The organism is Stenotrophomonas sp. LC732, assembly GCF_052446685.1.
In the GTDB taxonomy this organism is placed as follows: Bacteria; Pseudomonadota; Gammaproteobacteria; order Xanthomonadales; family Xanthomonadaceae; genus Stenotrophomonas; species Stenotrophomonas muris.
The window spans coordinates 2,446,524-2,459,792 of the sequence record NZ_CP199214.1 but is presented as its reverse complement, the minus strand read 5'-3'; the positions used below and the strand labels follow the sequence as shown (position 1 = coordinate 2,459,792).

Sequence of the window (13,269 nt, the reverse complement as noted above, 5' to 3'; positions counted from 1 at the left end):
TCAACTCAACTCAACCAATCCTTGCACGCACCATCAACCTGTTCCCCGCAGGCCTGCTGCATCCGCTGCTGCAGCCGCGCCAGTGTTTCGGCGCCCTGGTGCTTGCCGCTCCACGTCTTCAACTGCCCGGCCAGGCGCTCGAAACGCTGGCGGGTACGCTGGTGGTAGCCCGACGGCTGCGCTTCCAGTTCGGCGATCAGCGAGGCGGTGGCCTGCTCGATGCGTGGTGCATCGTCCGGCGCCAGCTTCAACAGGCCCTCCACGTACAGCACGCCCCACTGTACGCGGGTGGCCGGGCCCTGCGCGCCATCGTAGGCGCGCTTCAGCCACTCCAGTGCGCCGGCGGTGTCGCCGCGCTGCTCGGCCAGTTCGGCCAGCTCGGGCATGTAGTAGTACGGCTGCTCGCTGCGCTTCAGCTCGGCCAGCAACAGCGCCTCGGCGCCCGCGTCGTCGCCGACCTGGCGCAGTGCGTAGACCGCGCTGCTGATCGTGGCCTGGCGTGCATGCGCATCGGTGGCGGCGGCATCGGCAGCGGCCACGCGCTGCTTGACCCGCTCAACCAGGGCCGCGGGCAGTGCGCCGTTGGGCTGCTGCTGACGGGCCAGCGACACTTCGGTCAGCGCACGCGACAGCGCGTCGTCGGCACGGTTGCCGCGCTCGGCATCTGCGCGCTCCAGTGCGACCAGCAGCTGCTGTCCCAGCGTGTTGCTGGTGGCCGGCCCCGCACTGGCCTGCTTGACCAGCGTCGCGCCCGCGTAGCCCAGCAGTTCGCGGTTACGACGGACTTCGGCAGGTTGCGCCAGCACTGCCTGCAGCAGCTCACGCACCTCGGTGGGCGAGCTGGTGGGCGTGTCGGCGGTGGCCAGGGCCAGCAGGGCGAAGCGGCGTTGCAGCGCCGCGTCGGGTGCGGCCTTGGACAGCTGGCGCAGCACATCCTGGCTCCTGCGCTCGCCGGCCAGGCGGTTGGCGTCGACTTCCCAGCCGTAGTCGCCCAGCACCTGCCAGTCTTCGGCGGCCAGCCTGTCCGGCGTGGCCAGTGCCGTCGCCAGGGTGGCGGCGATGGCGCTGCGGCGCCCGGCCGCGACGGTCAGCGCACGGGTCAGTTCGGCCGCGTCGTTGCCGCCGGCCACGCGGGTGAGCTCAGTGCGTTGTGGGTCCAGCACGATCAGGGTCGGATAGCCGCGCACCCCGAAGCGTTCGCCCCAGGCCTGTGCCCCTTCCTCGTCGCCATCCAGGTAGACCGGCACGAACTTGCCGGTCAACGCGATGAACGCCGGGTCCTTGAACAGGCCGGCCTTGAGCTGGTTGCACGGCGGGCACCAGACCGCGCCCCAGTACAGCAGCACCGGCTTTCCGCTGTCGGCGGCCTCGGCGAAGGCATCGTCCACATCGCCCTGGCGCCAGGCGATGGCGGACGCCGGCGCGGGCGCCTCGGCGGAGCTGGCGGTGGACACCGGGGCCGGGGTGCAGGCGCTCAGCGCCGAAGCCAGCAGCAACACGGAAAGCGCGACGCGCATCGGCGGCATCTCGAAGGGGGGACAGTCCATTGTAGGAATGGCCGGGGAGTGTGCTGATTCAGTTTGCTTATATCGGCCGTGCAGCGGGGCATGACACCCGCTGCCGTCAGGCGGCTGCCCGCACCATCTGCTGGTACACCAGCCCGTTGAACTCGCCGACATCACCGTCCAGCACGAAGCCATAGCGCAGGTAGGTAGGCACTGCGTTGAGCGAGGCGCGCACGGTCAGCACCGGTGTGCGCAGGTGCGGCAGCACGGCTTCGAACAGGGCATGGCCGATGCCCTGGCCCTGGCAGGCGGGATCGACGAACAGCATCGCCAGGTGGCGGCCTTCCTTCAGCTCTACCACGCCGAGGATGCGGCCATCCTGCTCGGCCACCAGGATGTGGTTGTCACCCTGCAGGCGTGCAGCGAACGCATCGGCGGCGGCGACACTGCCGAACGTAGCAATGCCGGCCGCGCTGAGCGAGGGCGCGACGGCCGCAGTGAATGCGGCCAGGCATACCGCGCTCATCGCGGGCAGGTCATCGATGTGGGCGGGGCGGATCCTCGGCATGCAGCGATCTTCCTGTGGTGTGTGGCGTGTCATCGTCGCCGGTTGCCTGCACGCTAAGCTGGTCCCATGAGTGAATTCAATCCCGCCTACGCTTCGTTGTTTCCGCAACAGGGACTGAGCCTGGGCCTGATGACGCCCGTTGCGGCGCATGGGCTGGCCGATCCGGGCGCGGCGCGGCGCATTGCGCGGCTGGCCGACGATCTTGGTTTCGCCGCGTTGTGGGCGCGCGATGTACCGCTGATGGTGCCGCAGGGTCCGGACGCGACGGCGAGCGCGCTGGACGACCCCTTCCTGTGGCTGGGCATGCTGGCCGCCGCGACCACGCGCATCGTGGTCGGTACCGCCGCCATCGTGTTGCCGTTGCGTCAGCCGTTGCAGGTGGCGAAGTCGGCCTTGAGCCTGGACCGGATCAGTGCAGGGCGGTTCGTGCTGGGCCTGGGTTCGGGTGACCGCCCGGAAGAATTCGCCGCCTTCGGCGAGGATCTGGAGGGCAGGGCGGCGACCTTCCGTGAGCGCTGGACGTTGCTGCGCGCGGCGTTGTCACCGGAGGCCGATGCGCGGGCCGCCGTACTGCAGGCCACGGGTGGCTTCGACGTGCTGCCGGCGCCGGCAACCCGCATCCCGATGCTGGTGGTGGGTGCCGCGCGGCAGAGCCTGCAGTGGATCGCGCGCGAGGCCGAAGGCTGGGCCACCTATCATCGTGAGGAGGTCGCGCAGGAGGGGCGCATCGGCCTGTGGCAGCAGGCGCTGGTGCAGCGTGGTGGCCCAGGCAAGCCGTTCGTGCAGTCGATGCTGCTGGATCTGCAGGCAGATCCGCAGGCGCCAGCCGAGCCGCTGCCGCTGGGCCTGAAGGTCGGCCGCGATGGCCTGCGTGACTATCTGCTGCGCGTGCATGGGCAGGGCGTGGCGCACGTGATGTTCAATCTGGTCGACAACGGGCGGCCGATGGACGCGGTGTTGCGTGAGATCGGGGAGCAGGTTCTGCCGAATATGCCCCGGTAGGTGTCCACCTTGGTGGACACGCTCCAGCAGTCGAGCACGGCTCGGCTCTACATGCAGTGTGCATCTGCGTATCATTCGCATTTGATACCCCGCTGCCGGAGCCCCGTGTGACCCAACGTTCCCCCATGCACCCGAGCGGACGCCTGTTCGCCGCGGTCGCTTTCATCGAGGCCGTGACCTGGGCCGGCCTGCTCATCGGCATGTGGATGAAGTACGGCCCCATGGCCAACGTGGCGCTGGTGAAGCTGTTCGGACCCCTGCACGGCGTGGCGTTCCTGCTCTATGTGGCGGTGACGCTGTTCGCGGCGCTGCGCCTGCGCTGGCCGTGGTGGGCCAGTGCGCTGGCGCTACTGGCAGCCATCCCGCCGCTGGTGACGCTGCCATTGGAATGGTGGTTCAAGCGCCGTGGCCTGTTGGGCCTGCGCGCGGTGCGCTGAAGTCGCTGTTGCGTGCCCGTTCAAGAGAATGGGTATCAAATGCAAATACGAGCCGTTATCATTTGAGGATGGCGTCCGGTCCTGAGCAGGGCCGGCGCCGGGCGGGGCGCAGGTGCGCCCGGCGATCCCTTCCTGTTACGGCTGGTGTTCCATGCACGCACGTCCCGTCGTTCCCGGCTTGCCGGCGCTGGTAGTGGCCGCCCTGATCGGCACCATGGCGATGATGTCCTTCGTCGCCGTGATCGGTCCGGTGGTCCGCATGCTCGGGCTGTCCGAGTGGCATGCCGGACTGTCGGTCACCGCCGCGGGCGCGTTGTGGATGCTGGCCGCGCGCCCATGGGGCCAGCTCAGCGACCGCATCGGCCGCAAGCGCGTGCTGATGCTGGCGATGAGCGCCTACACCGTGGTCTACATCGCGCTGGCGGTGTTCATCGACGTTGCCCTGCAGGCGGTGCCGCCGGTACTGGTATCGGTGCTGGTGCTGGTCGGTGCGCGAGGCCTGATCGGCCTGTTCTACGCGGCGGTGCCGCCTACCGCAGCCGCGATCATCGCCGACAAGGCACCGACCGGCCAACGTGCGAAATTCCTCGCCCGACTGGGCAGCGCCAATGCGCTGGGCATGGTGCTCGGGCCGGCCGCTGCCGGCTGGCTTGCCTATACCAACCTTTCGCTGGCGCTGTACGTGGCCGCGTTGCTGCCGCTGCTGGCACTGGCATTGCTGGCCTGGCGGCTGCCGGCTACACCGCCGGTGGTTGGCGCGTCCGCGCAGCGCCGCGCGCCGATGAGCCGCCTCGACCCGCGCCTGTGCCTGCCGCAGCTGGCGGCGCTCATCGCCATGGTCTCGGTGACCATCGCGCAGGTGACGGTGGGCTTTTTCGCGATTGATCGCCTGGGCCTGGATGCTGCCGCTGGTGCACGCATGGCCGGCATCGCGCTGACCGCGGTCGGCATCGGCCTGATCCTGGCGCAGGCGCTGGTGATGAAGCTGGAGGTGCATCCGCGCCGCTGGATCATCCTCGGCGCGCTGATTTCCGGCATTGGCTTTGCTTCGGTGGCGGGCGTGCAGCAGGGCTGGCAGTTGCCGGCGGCATACGCGCTGGCCGCGTTCGGCATGGGCTTCGTATTCCCCTCGTTCCAGGCGCTGGCCGCCGACGCGGTGGAAGCGCACGAGCAGGGTGCCGCGGCGGGCACGGTCGCTGCCGCGCAGGGGCTGGGCATGGTGGCCGGGCCGATGCTCGGCACGCTGTTGTATCGCGGCGGGCCCAGCCTGCCATATCTGCTGGTCGGCGCGCTGCTGCTGTTGCTGTGCGCGCTGGCTGCAGCGCATCGGATGAAGGAGACCCCATGAACGATTCCCTGATGCAGGGCGCGTGGCCGGAGGCTGCGCCCGCGCCGCTGGAGAGCACTGACGACGCGTCGCTGTTCCTGCTGCAGCATGCAGGCCAGCATGTGCACGCACGCGGTTGCCGCCTCGCGCTGCCGGGTGGCGCGCTGGCAACCCTGGCGGAGCGCGTTGCGGCCTTCTTCGCCCAGCAGCGTGGCGGTCCGGGCCTGCTGGTCGGTGCGGTGCCATTCGAACCGCGTGCCGACGACGCGTTGTACCAGCCTGAGCGCCTGCTGCCGGCCCTGCCATTGCAACCACGGGCGGCGCCGGCGCTGCAGGGCCCGCTGCAGGCGGAGCCCGCAGCGCAGGACTATGCAGCCGCGGTTGCCGAGGCAGTGAAGGCGCTGCGCGCGCCCGACCAGGACCTGCACAAGGTGGTGCTGGCGCGCAGCCTGCTGGCGCACAGCCGCCATGCGCTGTCTCCAGAGGTGCTGCTGGCGCGGTTGGGCGCGGATCCCTCGGTGGCGACCTATGCGGTGCCGCTTCCGGTTGAACCGGGGCACGCACCGGCCTGGCTGGTCGGCGCAACACCGGAGCTGCTGCTGCGCAAGCGTGGCGCCGAGCTGTTGTCGCACCCGCTGGCCGGGTCCGCGCGCCGCAGTGCCGATGCCGCCGAGGACGAGCGCGCCGCGCAGGCGCTGCTGGCTTCGAACAAGGACCATGACGAGCACCGCCACGTGGTCGAGGCCATCATCGAGGGCCTGGCGCCGTACTGCAGCCACATCGATGCGCAGCCGCGCCCGGTGCTGCATGCCACCGCCAGCATGTGGCATCTCGGCACCCGCATCCACGCCACCCTGAAGGATCCGAAGACATCGGCGGCCGAGCTGCTGGCGCAGTTGCATCCAACGCCGGCGGTCTGCGGTACACCCCGGCTTGCGGCACTGCAGCGTATCCGCGAGCTTGAGCCGGTGCCGCGTGGCTTCTATGCCGGTGCGGTCGGCTGGCTGGATGCGCAAGGGGATGGTGACTGGTATGTGGCGATCCGCTGCGCACGCCTGCAGGGCACGCAGCTGCGCCTGTACGCCGGCGCCGGCATCGTTGCCCAGTCGCAGCCCGAGGCCGAGGTCGCCGAAACCGCGGCGAAGTTTGCCGCCCTGTTGAACGCGTTGGGCGTCCACGACGCCGCGCCCGTCATCGAGCCTGCCGCATGAACACGCCCACTGTTTCTTCCCGCCTGCCACTGCAGCAGGCATGGCCCGATGCGCTGGTGGCGCGCTATCGCGAGGCGGGCTACTGGCGCGGCGAGACCTTCCCGGCGTTCCTGCGTGAGCGTGCGGAACGCTACGCTGATGACATCGCCGTGGTCGCTGGCGATGTGCGCCTGAGCTACGCGCAGCTGTGGCACGAGGCCGGTCGCATCGGTGCCGGACTGCTGGCACTCGGCCTGCAACCCGGTGAGCGGGTGCTGGTACAGCTGGGCAACACCGCCGGGTTCATCGCCACCGTATGCGGGCTGTTCCGCGCCGGCCTGGTGCCGGTGTACGCGCTGCCGGCGCACCGCATCACCGAGCTGGTGCACTTCGCCAACAAGGCCGAAGCCAGTGCCTACATCACTGCCGACCTGCACGATGGCTTTGATCATCGCGGGCTGGCGCGGGCGCTGCAGGCCGAGGTGCCGGCGCTGCGCCACGTGGTCATCGATGGCGATGCAGCAGAGTTCACCGCGCTCGAGGCGCTGCAGGGAGACCGCAACCAGCTGCCGGCCGACCCGGACCCGCAGTCGGTGGCGTTCCTGCAGATCTCCGGCGGCAGCACCGGGCTGTCCAAGCTGATTCCACGCACCCACGACGACTACATCTACTCGTTCCGTGCCAGCAATGACCTCTGCGGCATCGACCGCGACAGCGTGTATCTGGTCGCGCTGCCGGCCGCGCACAACTTTCCCATGAGCTCGCCCGGTTTCTTCGGCGCGCTGTATGCCGGTGCCCGCGTGGTGCTCAGCCCCGGTCCGGGGCCGGACGCGGCCTTCCCGCTGATCGCGCGCGAGCAAGTGACCTGCTGTGGGCTGGTGCCGCCGCTGGCGCTGTTGTGGGCACAGGCCGCCGCCACCAGCAAGCACGACCTGTCCAGCCTGCAGGTACTGCAGGTAGGCGGGGCCAAACTGGTGCCGGAAGCCGCACGGCGGGTGATTGACGGTCTTGGCTGCACGCTGCAGCAGGTGTTCGGCATGGCCGAAGGCCTGGTGAACTACACACGGCTGGATGATCCGGAAGAACTGATCTTAGCCTGCCAGGGCCGGCCGATCAGCCCGGACGACGAGGTGCGCGTGGTCGATGACCATGACCAGCCGGTGCCGGAAGGCGAGGTAGGGCATCTGCTGACCCGCGGCCCGTACACCATCCGTGGCTACCACAACGATGCGGTGGCCAATGCGCGTTCGTTCACCGACGACGGCTTCTACCGCACCGGCGACCGCGTGCAGCAGCTGCCCGGAGGCTACCTGGTGGTGCAGGGCCGTGCCGGTGACCACATCAACCGGGCGGGCGAGAAAATCTCCGCCGAGGAGATCGAAGATCACCTTCTGGCCCACCCCGGCGTGTTCGACGCCGCCGTGGTCTCCATTCCTGACGAGTATCTCGGTGAGCGCAGCTGCGCGTTCGTGATTGCGCAGGGCGAGCCGTTCAAGGCGCCGGCGCTGAAGTCCTGGATGCGCGGGCGCGGCCTGGCCGCGTTCAAGGTGCCCGACCAGGTCGTGTTCGTCGACAGTTTCGATACCACCGCGGTCGGCAAGATCAGCCGCCGCGAACTGCGCGCGCAGCTGCGTGCGCGTCATCTGCAACAGACAGGAGGAACGCGCTGATGGCGCTGCCCCGTATCACCGATTACCCCTTGCCGACTGCCGCCGAACTGCCGCAGGCGCGCGGCCCGTGGCGCCCGAAGCGCGATCGAGTCGCGCTGCTGGTGCACGACATGCAGCGCTATTTCCTGGCCGCATTCGACGCCGGCAACGCACCGCTGCGGCCGGCAGTGGACAACATCGCACGGCTGCTGGCGCATTGCCGCGCGCACGGCATTCCGGTGTTCTACACCGCCCAGCATGGCGACCAGGACCGCCGTGACCGTGGCCTGCAGGCCGACCTGTGGGGACCAGGCATGCGTCGCAGCGCCGACCATGAACCAATCATCGAGGCACTTGCACCGCAGCCTGGCGAGCACGTGCTGGTGAAGCACCGCTACAGCGCGTTCCAGCGCAGCAACCTGGAGACGCTGATGCGGGTGCGTGGCCGCGACCAGTTGCTGGTGACCGGCGTGTACGCGCATATCGGCTGCACCGCGACCGTGGTCGAAGCGTTCCAGCGTGATATCGAGGCCTTCATCGCCGCCGATGCCGTGGCGGACTTCTCGCGTGCCGACCACGATCAGGCCCTGTACTGGATCGCCCGCACCTGTGGCGTACCGATGACCACCGACCAGTTGCTGGAGGTGCTGTGATGGCCGCCACGGGTGAGGTGCTGGATCTGGAGCGGATGCGTGCCGACGTGGCGCGCGTGCTGGAATGTGCCCCGGCCGAGATCGGTGACGACGACAACCTGATCGACCTGGACCTGGACTCGATGCGCATGCTCGGCCTGGTCCTGGCCTGGGGCAACACCGGCCTGCCCATTGAGTTCTCGCAGCTGGCCGAGCACACCACGCTGCGCCAGTGGTGGGCTGTGGTGCAGCAACTGCAGGCCGCGCAGAACGCATGAACACCGCAGCGCTGGCCACGCCGGTGGCGTTGACCGAGGCCCAGGCCGGACTGTGGTTCGCACAGCGGCTGGCACCGGACAATCCGTCATTCAATACCGCGCACGCGGTGTGGATCGACGGCCCGTTGGACGTGGCCGCGTTCATTGCAGCGGCAGACCAGGCTGCAGGCGAGGCCCAGGCCTTCGCATTGCGCTTTGCCGAAGGGGCCGATGGCCAGCCGCTGCAGTGGCATGACCCGGCACACGTGCCGCTGCTTTCGGTGCGCGATGTTTCCGCCGCGGCGGATCCCGCCGCTGCGGCACGCAACCTGATGCACACCGACCGTCTGAGCCCGGTCGATCCCACCCGTGACCGGATCAGTCAGCAGGTGTTGTTTGACCTGGGCGGGCAGCGCTGGGTCTGGTACCTGCGCGTGCATCATCTGGCCGCCGATGGCTACGGCATGGCGCTGTTCACCGATCGCGTGTGCGCGTTGCATGCCGGTCGCATGTCTGAACCGCTGCCAGGGCTGGCGGGCGTGCTGGCGGATGACGCCGCCTATCGTGCCGACCCGCGTCGTGCGCAGGCCGGGCACTGGTGGCGCGAGCAGTTGCAGGGGGCGCCGGCGGGCGTGGGCCTGGCGGGTACCGTGGCGGCCAGCGACGATGCGCTGCGCTGGGTGCAGCCGCTCGATGCGGCCTTCCGTGAGCAGCTGCTGCAGGCCTCGGCACGTTGGCTGCAGCCCTGGCCGGATGTGCTGGCCGCGCTGGCGGCCGAGTACCTGCGGCGGATGAGCGCCGCCGATGAAGTGGTGCTGGGCGTGCCCTACATGGGCCGGCTCGGCAACGCGTCGGCGCGGGTGCCGGCGATGGCGATGAACGTGTTGCCGCTGCGCGTAGCGGCCGGCGAGGGCAGCGTCGAGGCCTTCACCCGCGGCCTGGGCCGGCAGCTCAGCCAGGGTCGCAAGCACGGCCGTTACCGCAGTGAGCAGCTGCGCCGGGACCTGGGGCTGGTCGGCGCGCAGCAGCGCCTGCACGGTCCGCTGGTGAATGTGCAGCCGTTCTACAAGCCGCTGGCGCTGGCCGGCGTGCAGGCGACGCTGGAGGTGCTGTGCACCGGGCCGGTGGATGATCTGACACTGGGCTTCCGTGGCGATGGCCAGCACCTTCTCGATCTTGAGATCGAGGCCAATCCCGCGCTGTACAGTCGCGAGGATGTCGAGGCGCATGCAGCGCGGTTGCTGCATTTCGTGTCGGCAGCATTGCAGGCTGACGATATTGCAGCCGTGCCTTTGGCGACGCTTGAGGAGGCGCAGCAGGTGCTGCACGGTTTCAATGCCACCGCGCATGCGCTTCCCGAGACTACCCTGGTTGAATTGCTGCAGCAGGGCATGGATCGGGATCCGCACGCGCCGGCGCTGGTGTTCGGCGACACTACGCTCGACTATGCAACGCTGGAAGCGCGCAGTTTCGCGCTTGCCGCACAACTGCGCGGGATGGGCGTCGGCCCGGGCAGCGTAGTCGCGGTGGCATTGCCGCGCTCGCTGGAACTGGTGCTCGCGCTGGTCGCGGTGCTGCGCGCAGGCGCGGCCTATCTTCCGCTGGACCTTGCCCATCCTGACGAGCGGTTGGCACGTATTCTTGCGTCGGCGCAGCCGGTGTGCGTACTGGCTGCGCCAGACGTATCGGTGCGCGTGGCCGGTGTGCCGGTGCTCGCGCCGGAGCAGTGGACCGCGCTGAGTTTCGCGGCGCCATGGGCGGATCCTGCGCCCAGCGATGCCGCCTATGTGATCTATACCTCCGGTTCGACCGGCGAGCCCAAGGGCGTGGTCGTCGAACACCGCGCGATCGTCAATCGCCTGCTGTGGATGCGCGAGCACTACGGCATCGGCGCCGATGACCGCGTGCTGCAGAAGACCCCGGCCACCTTCGATGTCTCGGTCTGGGAATTCTTCCTGCCGCTGCTGTGCGGGGCAACGCTGGTGGTTGCCAGGCCCGATGCGCATCGCGATCCCACTGAACTGGCGCGCTTGATCCGGGGCCATGGCATCACCACCGCGCATTTCGTGCCGTCGATGCTCGACGCCTTCCTCGCTGCGCCGGCCTCCGAAGGTTTGCAGCTGCGCCGCGTATTCACCAGTGGCGAGGCGCTGGACGCTGCGTTGCGCGACCGCTTCCATGCGCGCGTGCGCGCAGAACTGCACAACCTGTACGGCCCGACCGAGGCCGCAGTAGATGTCAGCTATTGGCCGGCGTCAGCGCAGGATTGCTCGCGGCCGGTGCCGATCGGCTTCCCGGTCTGGAACACCCGCCTGTACGTGCTGGACGCCCGGATGCAGCCGGTGCCGGTCGGTGTGGCCGGTGACCTGTACCTGGGCGGCGTGCAGCTGGCACGCGGCTATCTCGGTCGCGACGATCTGACCGCCGAACGCTTCCTTGCCGATCCTTTCCTGGCGGGCGAGCGCATCTACCGCACCGGCGACGTGGCGCGCTGGCGCCGCGATGGTGCGGTGGAGTACCTGGGCCGCAGCGACCATCAGGTGAAACTGCGCGGCCTGCGCATCGAACTGGGCGAGATCGAGGCGGCTTTGCGCGAACTGCCGGGCATGGAGCGGGTGGAAGTGCTGCTACGCCAGGATGCTCCCGGCGAAGCGCGTCTGGTGGCCTATGTGCCGACCGCGCTTGCCGATGCCGTAATGCTGCGCAGCCACCTCGCCACGCGTGTGCCGGACTACATGGTGCCCTCGGCCATCGTTGGTGTGGACCACTGGCCGGTGACCGCCAACGGCAAGCTCGACCGCAATGCGTTGCCGAAGCCACCGCAACGTGAAGTTGCCGGCTTGGCGCCGCGCACGCCGTTGGAACAGGAGCTGGCGTTGCTGTTCGCACAGGCGCTTGGGCGTGAGGCGCCGGTGGCGGTGGATGCGGACTTCTTCAGTCTCGGCGGTGACTCGCTGTCGGCGGTGCACCTGCTGCTGGCGATCGAGCAGCGCTGGCGCTGCGATCTGGGTTTGGGCGCCTTGTTTGCCCAGCCCACCGTGGCCGCGCTGGCGGTTCGTATTGCCGCGCCACCCGCGCTGGCCGATCACGCGCTGGGGCCGGTGATCGCGCTGGCCGCAACCGACGCTGCCGGGCCCACGCCGCTGTTCGTGCTGCACCCGGCCGGTGGCATCGCCTGGAACTACCGCACGCTCGCCCGGGCACTGCAACCAGCCCGCCCGGTGTATGGCCTGCAGTCGCCGGCACTGGACGCGCGGCTGCCACTGCCGAGCAGCATCGAGGCGATGGCCAACGACTACGTACAGCGCGTGGTCGCACTGCAGCCGAAGGGGCCGGTGCATCTGCTGGGCTGGTCGGTGGGCGGCATCCTGGCCCAGGCGATGGCGGTGCGGCTGCATGAGATCGGCCGCGACGTTGGAGAGCTGGTGCTGCTGGACGCCTATCCCAGCGAGTGCTGGCGGGCCGAGCCTGAACCGGACGCCGTCGCCGCACTGCGGGCACTACTGGCGATTGCCGGCCATGACCCAGATGCGCATCCGGAACTGGACAGCCGGGAACGCATACTCGCGTTCCTGCGTCGCGGCGGGAGTGCACTGGGCAGCCTGCCGGATGTGGTGCTTGACGGCGTGGTGTGCGCGGTGACCGGTACCAATCGGCTGATCCGTGAACATATCCACCGGCCGTTCGAGGGCACGCTGGTGCACGTCCGCGCTGGCCGGGATCACCAGGCGCGGCCACAGCTGCAGTCGACGTTGTGGCGGAGCCACGCGCGCAAGGTGCAGGCACTGGAACTGCCGTTCCTGCACGCCGAACTGACCGGCCGCGATGCGGTGGCGCAGCTGGCACCGTGGTTGTCGGCGCGGTTGCGCCACTGGGACGAGCAACAGGAGACCGCAACATGCAATTGACCGGTTTTGAAGGTCGTGTGGCGCTGGTGACCGGTGCCGCCGGGGGAATCGGTGAGGCACTGGTACGGCTGTTGGCCGCGGCCGGTTGCATCGTGGTGGCGACTGATCGCGAAGCACCCATGTTCGCGGATGCACGTGTGCAGGCGTTTGCTCTTGACGTGACCGACAGTGCGGTCGTCGACGCCTTGGTGGATCGGGTCGAGTCCAGCATCGGACCGATCATGCTGGCCGCCAGCGTGGCCGGTGTGCTGCATGTGGGCGGCGTGACCGAGACCGGCGATGACGACTGGCGCCGGGTGTTCGCGGTGAACACCGACGGCGTGTTCCATGTCGGGCGTGCTCTGGCGCGGGTGATGTCGCCGCGCGGGCAGGGCGCGATGGTTACCGTCAGCTCGAATGCGGCCGGTGTGCCGCGACACGGGATGGCCGCCTATGCGGCATCCAAGGCCGCCGCCACCATGTTCACCCGCTGCCTCGGGCTGGAGCTGGCGCCGTTGGGCATCCGCTGCAACATCGTCGCCCCGGGATCGACGTTGACCCCGATGCAGACCGGCATGTGGCAGGACGAGCACGGTGCCGAGCGGGTGATCGCCGGCAACCTGGAGACCTACAAGGCCGGCATTCCATTGCGCAAACTCGCCACCCCGGAGGACATCGCGCACTCGGTGATGTTCCTGCTCTCCGATCAGGCCGGGCACGTGGCCATGAGCGACTTGTACGTCGACGGCGGCGCCACCCTGCGCGGCTGAGCCCCGACGGCTGGTAGTGCCGGCCGCTGGCCGGCAACCTCATTC

The 13,269-nt window shown here is 69.2% G+C and carries 11 protein-coding genes; 9 read left to right on the top strand and 2 right to left on the bottom strand.

Annotation, left to right across the window (positions count from 1 at the left end):
- Positions 1-5: 5 nt before the first annotated feature.
- Together ACT6SE_RS11800 and ACT6SE_RS11795 are read right to left on the bottom strand one after the other, a co-directional pair.
- Positions 6-1,526: a thioredoxin family protein gene (locus tag ACT6SE_RS11800; RefSeq protein WP_049420785.1), complete on the bottom strand. Its 1,521-nt coding sequence runs from the start codon at positions 1,524-1,526 to the stop codon at positions 6-8.
- Between the two features lie 97 nt (positions 1,527-1,623).
- Entirely contained in the window at positions 1,624-2,073 is a 450-nt protein-coding gene (locus ACT6SE_RS11795) for a GNAT family N-acetyltransferase (RefSeq protein ID WP_032962518.1), read from the bottom strand.
- 66 nt (positions 2,074-2,139) lie between these two features.
- Here ACT6SE_RS11795 and ACT6SE_RS11790 point away from each other — a divergent pair, with 66 nt between their 5' ends.
- The 9 genes from ACT6SE_RS11790 (at position 2,140) to ACT6SE_RS11750 (ending at position 13,224) form a co-directional block, all read left to right on the top strand.
- Positions 2,140-3,075 carry a TIGR03571 family LLM class oxidoreductase gene (locus ACT6SE_RS11790; RefSeq protein WP_046431043.1) on the top strand — a complete coding sequence of 312 codons (936 nt, stop codon included), beginning with the start codon at positions 2,140-2,142 and terminating at the stop codon, positions 3,073-3,075.
- Between the two features lie 125 nt (positions 3,076-3,200).
- Positions 3,201-3,512 (top strand): DUF3817 domain-containing protein, encoded by a 312-nt coding sequence (locus tag ACT6SE_RS11785; protein WP_041863547.1) that lies wholly within the window; start codon positions 3,201-3,203, stop codon positions 3,510-3,512.
- 151 nt (positions 3,513-3,663) lie between these two features.
- Entirely contained in the window at positions 3,664-4,860 is a 1,197-nt protein-coding gene (locus ACT6SE_RS11780) for an MFS transporter (protein ID WP_046431042.1), read from the top strand.
- On the top strand, positions 4,857-6,050 hold the full coding sequence (locus ACT6SE_RS11775; RefSeq protein WP_046431041.1) for an isochorismate synthase: 1,194 nt from the start codon (positions 4,857-4,859) through the stop codon (positions 6,048-6,050). The genes ACT6SE_RS11780 and ACT6SE_RS11775 overlap by 4 nt, the downstream gene beginning before the upstream one ends.
- The gene (locus ACT6SE_RS11770) at positions 6,047-7,699 is read left to right on the top strand and encodes a (2,3-dihydroxybenzoyl)adenylate synthase (protein WP_046431039.1); all 1,653 of its coding nucleotides are present in this window, start codon (positions 6,047-6,049) and stop codon (positions 7,697-7,699) included. Before ACT6SE_RS11775 ends, ACT6SE_RS11770 begins: the two co-directional genes overlap by 4 nt.
- Complete coding sequence (locus ACT6SE_RS11765) at positions 7,699-8,331, top strand: isochorismatase family protein (protein WP_046431037.1); 633 nt, start codon at positions 7,699-7,701, stop codon at positions 8,329-8,331. The genes ACT6SE_RS11770 and ACT6SE_RS11765 overlap by 1 nt, the downstream gene beginning before the upstream one ends.
- A complete protein-coding gene (locus ACT6SE_RS11760) occupies positions 8,331-8,588 on the top strand; it encodes a phosphopantetheine-binding protein (protein ID WP_014647418.1) in 258 nt (85 codons plus the stop codon). Before ACT6SE_RS11765 ends, ACT6SE_RS11760 begins: the two co-directional genes overlap by 1 nt.
- Entirely contained in the window at positions 8,585-12,475 is a 3,891-nt protein-coding gene (locus tag ACT6SE_RS11755) for an enterobactin synthase subunit F (RefSeq protein WP_046431036.1), read from the top strand. Before ACT6SE_RS11760 ends, ACT6SE_RS11755 begins: the two co-directional genes overlap by 4 nt.
- Positions 12,466-13,224 carry a 2,3-dihydro-2,3-dihydroxybenzoate dehydrogenase gene (locus ACT6SE_RS11750; protein ID WP_046431034.1) on the top strand — a complete coding sequence of 253 codons (759 nt, stop codon included), beginning with the start codon at positions 12,466-12,468 and terminating at the stop codon, positions 13,222-13,224. The genes ACT6SE_RS11755 and ACT6SE_RS11750 overlap by 10 nt, the downstream gene beginning before the upstream one ends.
- Positions 13,225-13,269: the final 45 nt, after the last annotated feature.

What these genes read in the sequence shown, in the direction of transcription:
- ACT6SE_RS11800 (WP_049420785.1), bottom strand. Translation starts at nt 1,526, where the DNA reads ATGCCGCCGATGCGCGTCGCGCTTTCCGTGTTGCTGCTGGCTTCGGCG.
- ACT6SE_RS11795 (WP_032962518.1), bottom strand. Translation starts at nt 2,073, where the DNA reads ATGCCGAGGATCCGCCCCGCCCACATCGATGACCTGCCCGCGATGAGC.
- ACT6SE_RS11790 (WP_046431043.1), top strand. Translation starts at nt 2,140, where the DNA reads ATGAGTGAATTCAATCCCGCCTACGCTTCGTTGTTTCCGCAACAGGGA.
- ACT6SE_RS11785 (WP_041863547.1), top strand. Translation starts at nt 3,201, where the DNA reads ATGCACCCGAGCGGACGCCTGTTCGCCGCGGTCGCTTTCATCGAGGCC.
- ACT6SE_RS11780 (WP_046431042.1), top strand. Translation starts at nt 3,664, where the DNA reads ATGCACGCACGTCCCGTCGTTCCCGGCTTGCCGGCGCTGGTAGTGGCC.
- ACT6SE_RS11775 (WP_046431041.1), top strand. Translation starts at nt 4,857, where the DNA reads ATGAACGATTCCCTGATGCAGGGCGCGTGGCCGGAGGCTGCGCCCGCG.
- ACT6SE_RS11770 (WP_046431039.1), top strand. Translation starts at nt 6,047, where the DNA reads ATGAACACGCCCACTGTTTCTTCCCGCCTGCCACTGCAGCAGGCATGG.
- ACT6SE_RS11765 (WP_046431037.1), top strand. Translation starts at nt 7,699, where the DNA reads ATGGCGCTGCCCCGTATCACCGATTACCCCTTGCCGACTGCCGCCGAA.
- ACT6SE_RS11760 (WP_014647418.1), top strand. Translation starts at nt 8,331, where the DNA reads ATGGCCGCCACGGGTGAGGTGCTGGATCTGGAGCGGATGCGTGCCGAC.
- ACT6SE_RS11755 (WP_046431036.1), top strand. Translation starts at nt 8,585, where the DNA reads ATGAACACCGCAGCGCTGGCCACGCCGGTGGCGTTGACCGAGGCCCAG.
- ACT6SE_RS11750 (WP_046431034.1), top strand. Translation starts at nt 12,466, where the DNA reads ATGCAATTGACCGGTTTTGAAGGTCGTGTGGCGCTGGTGACCGGTGCC.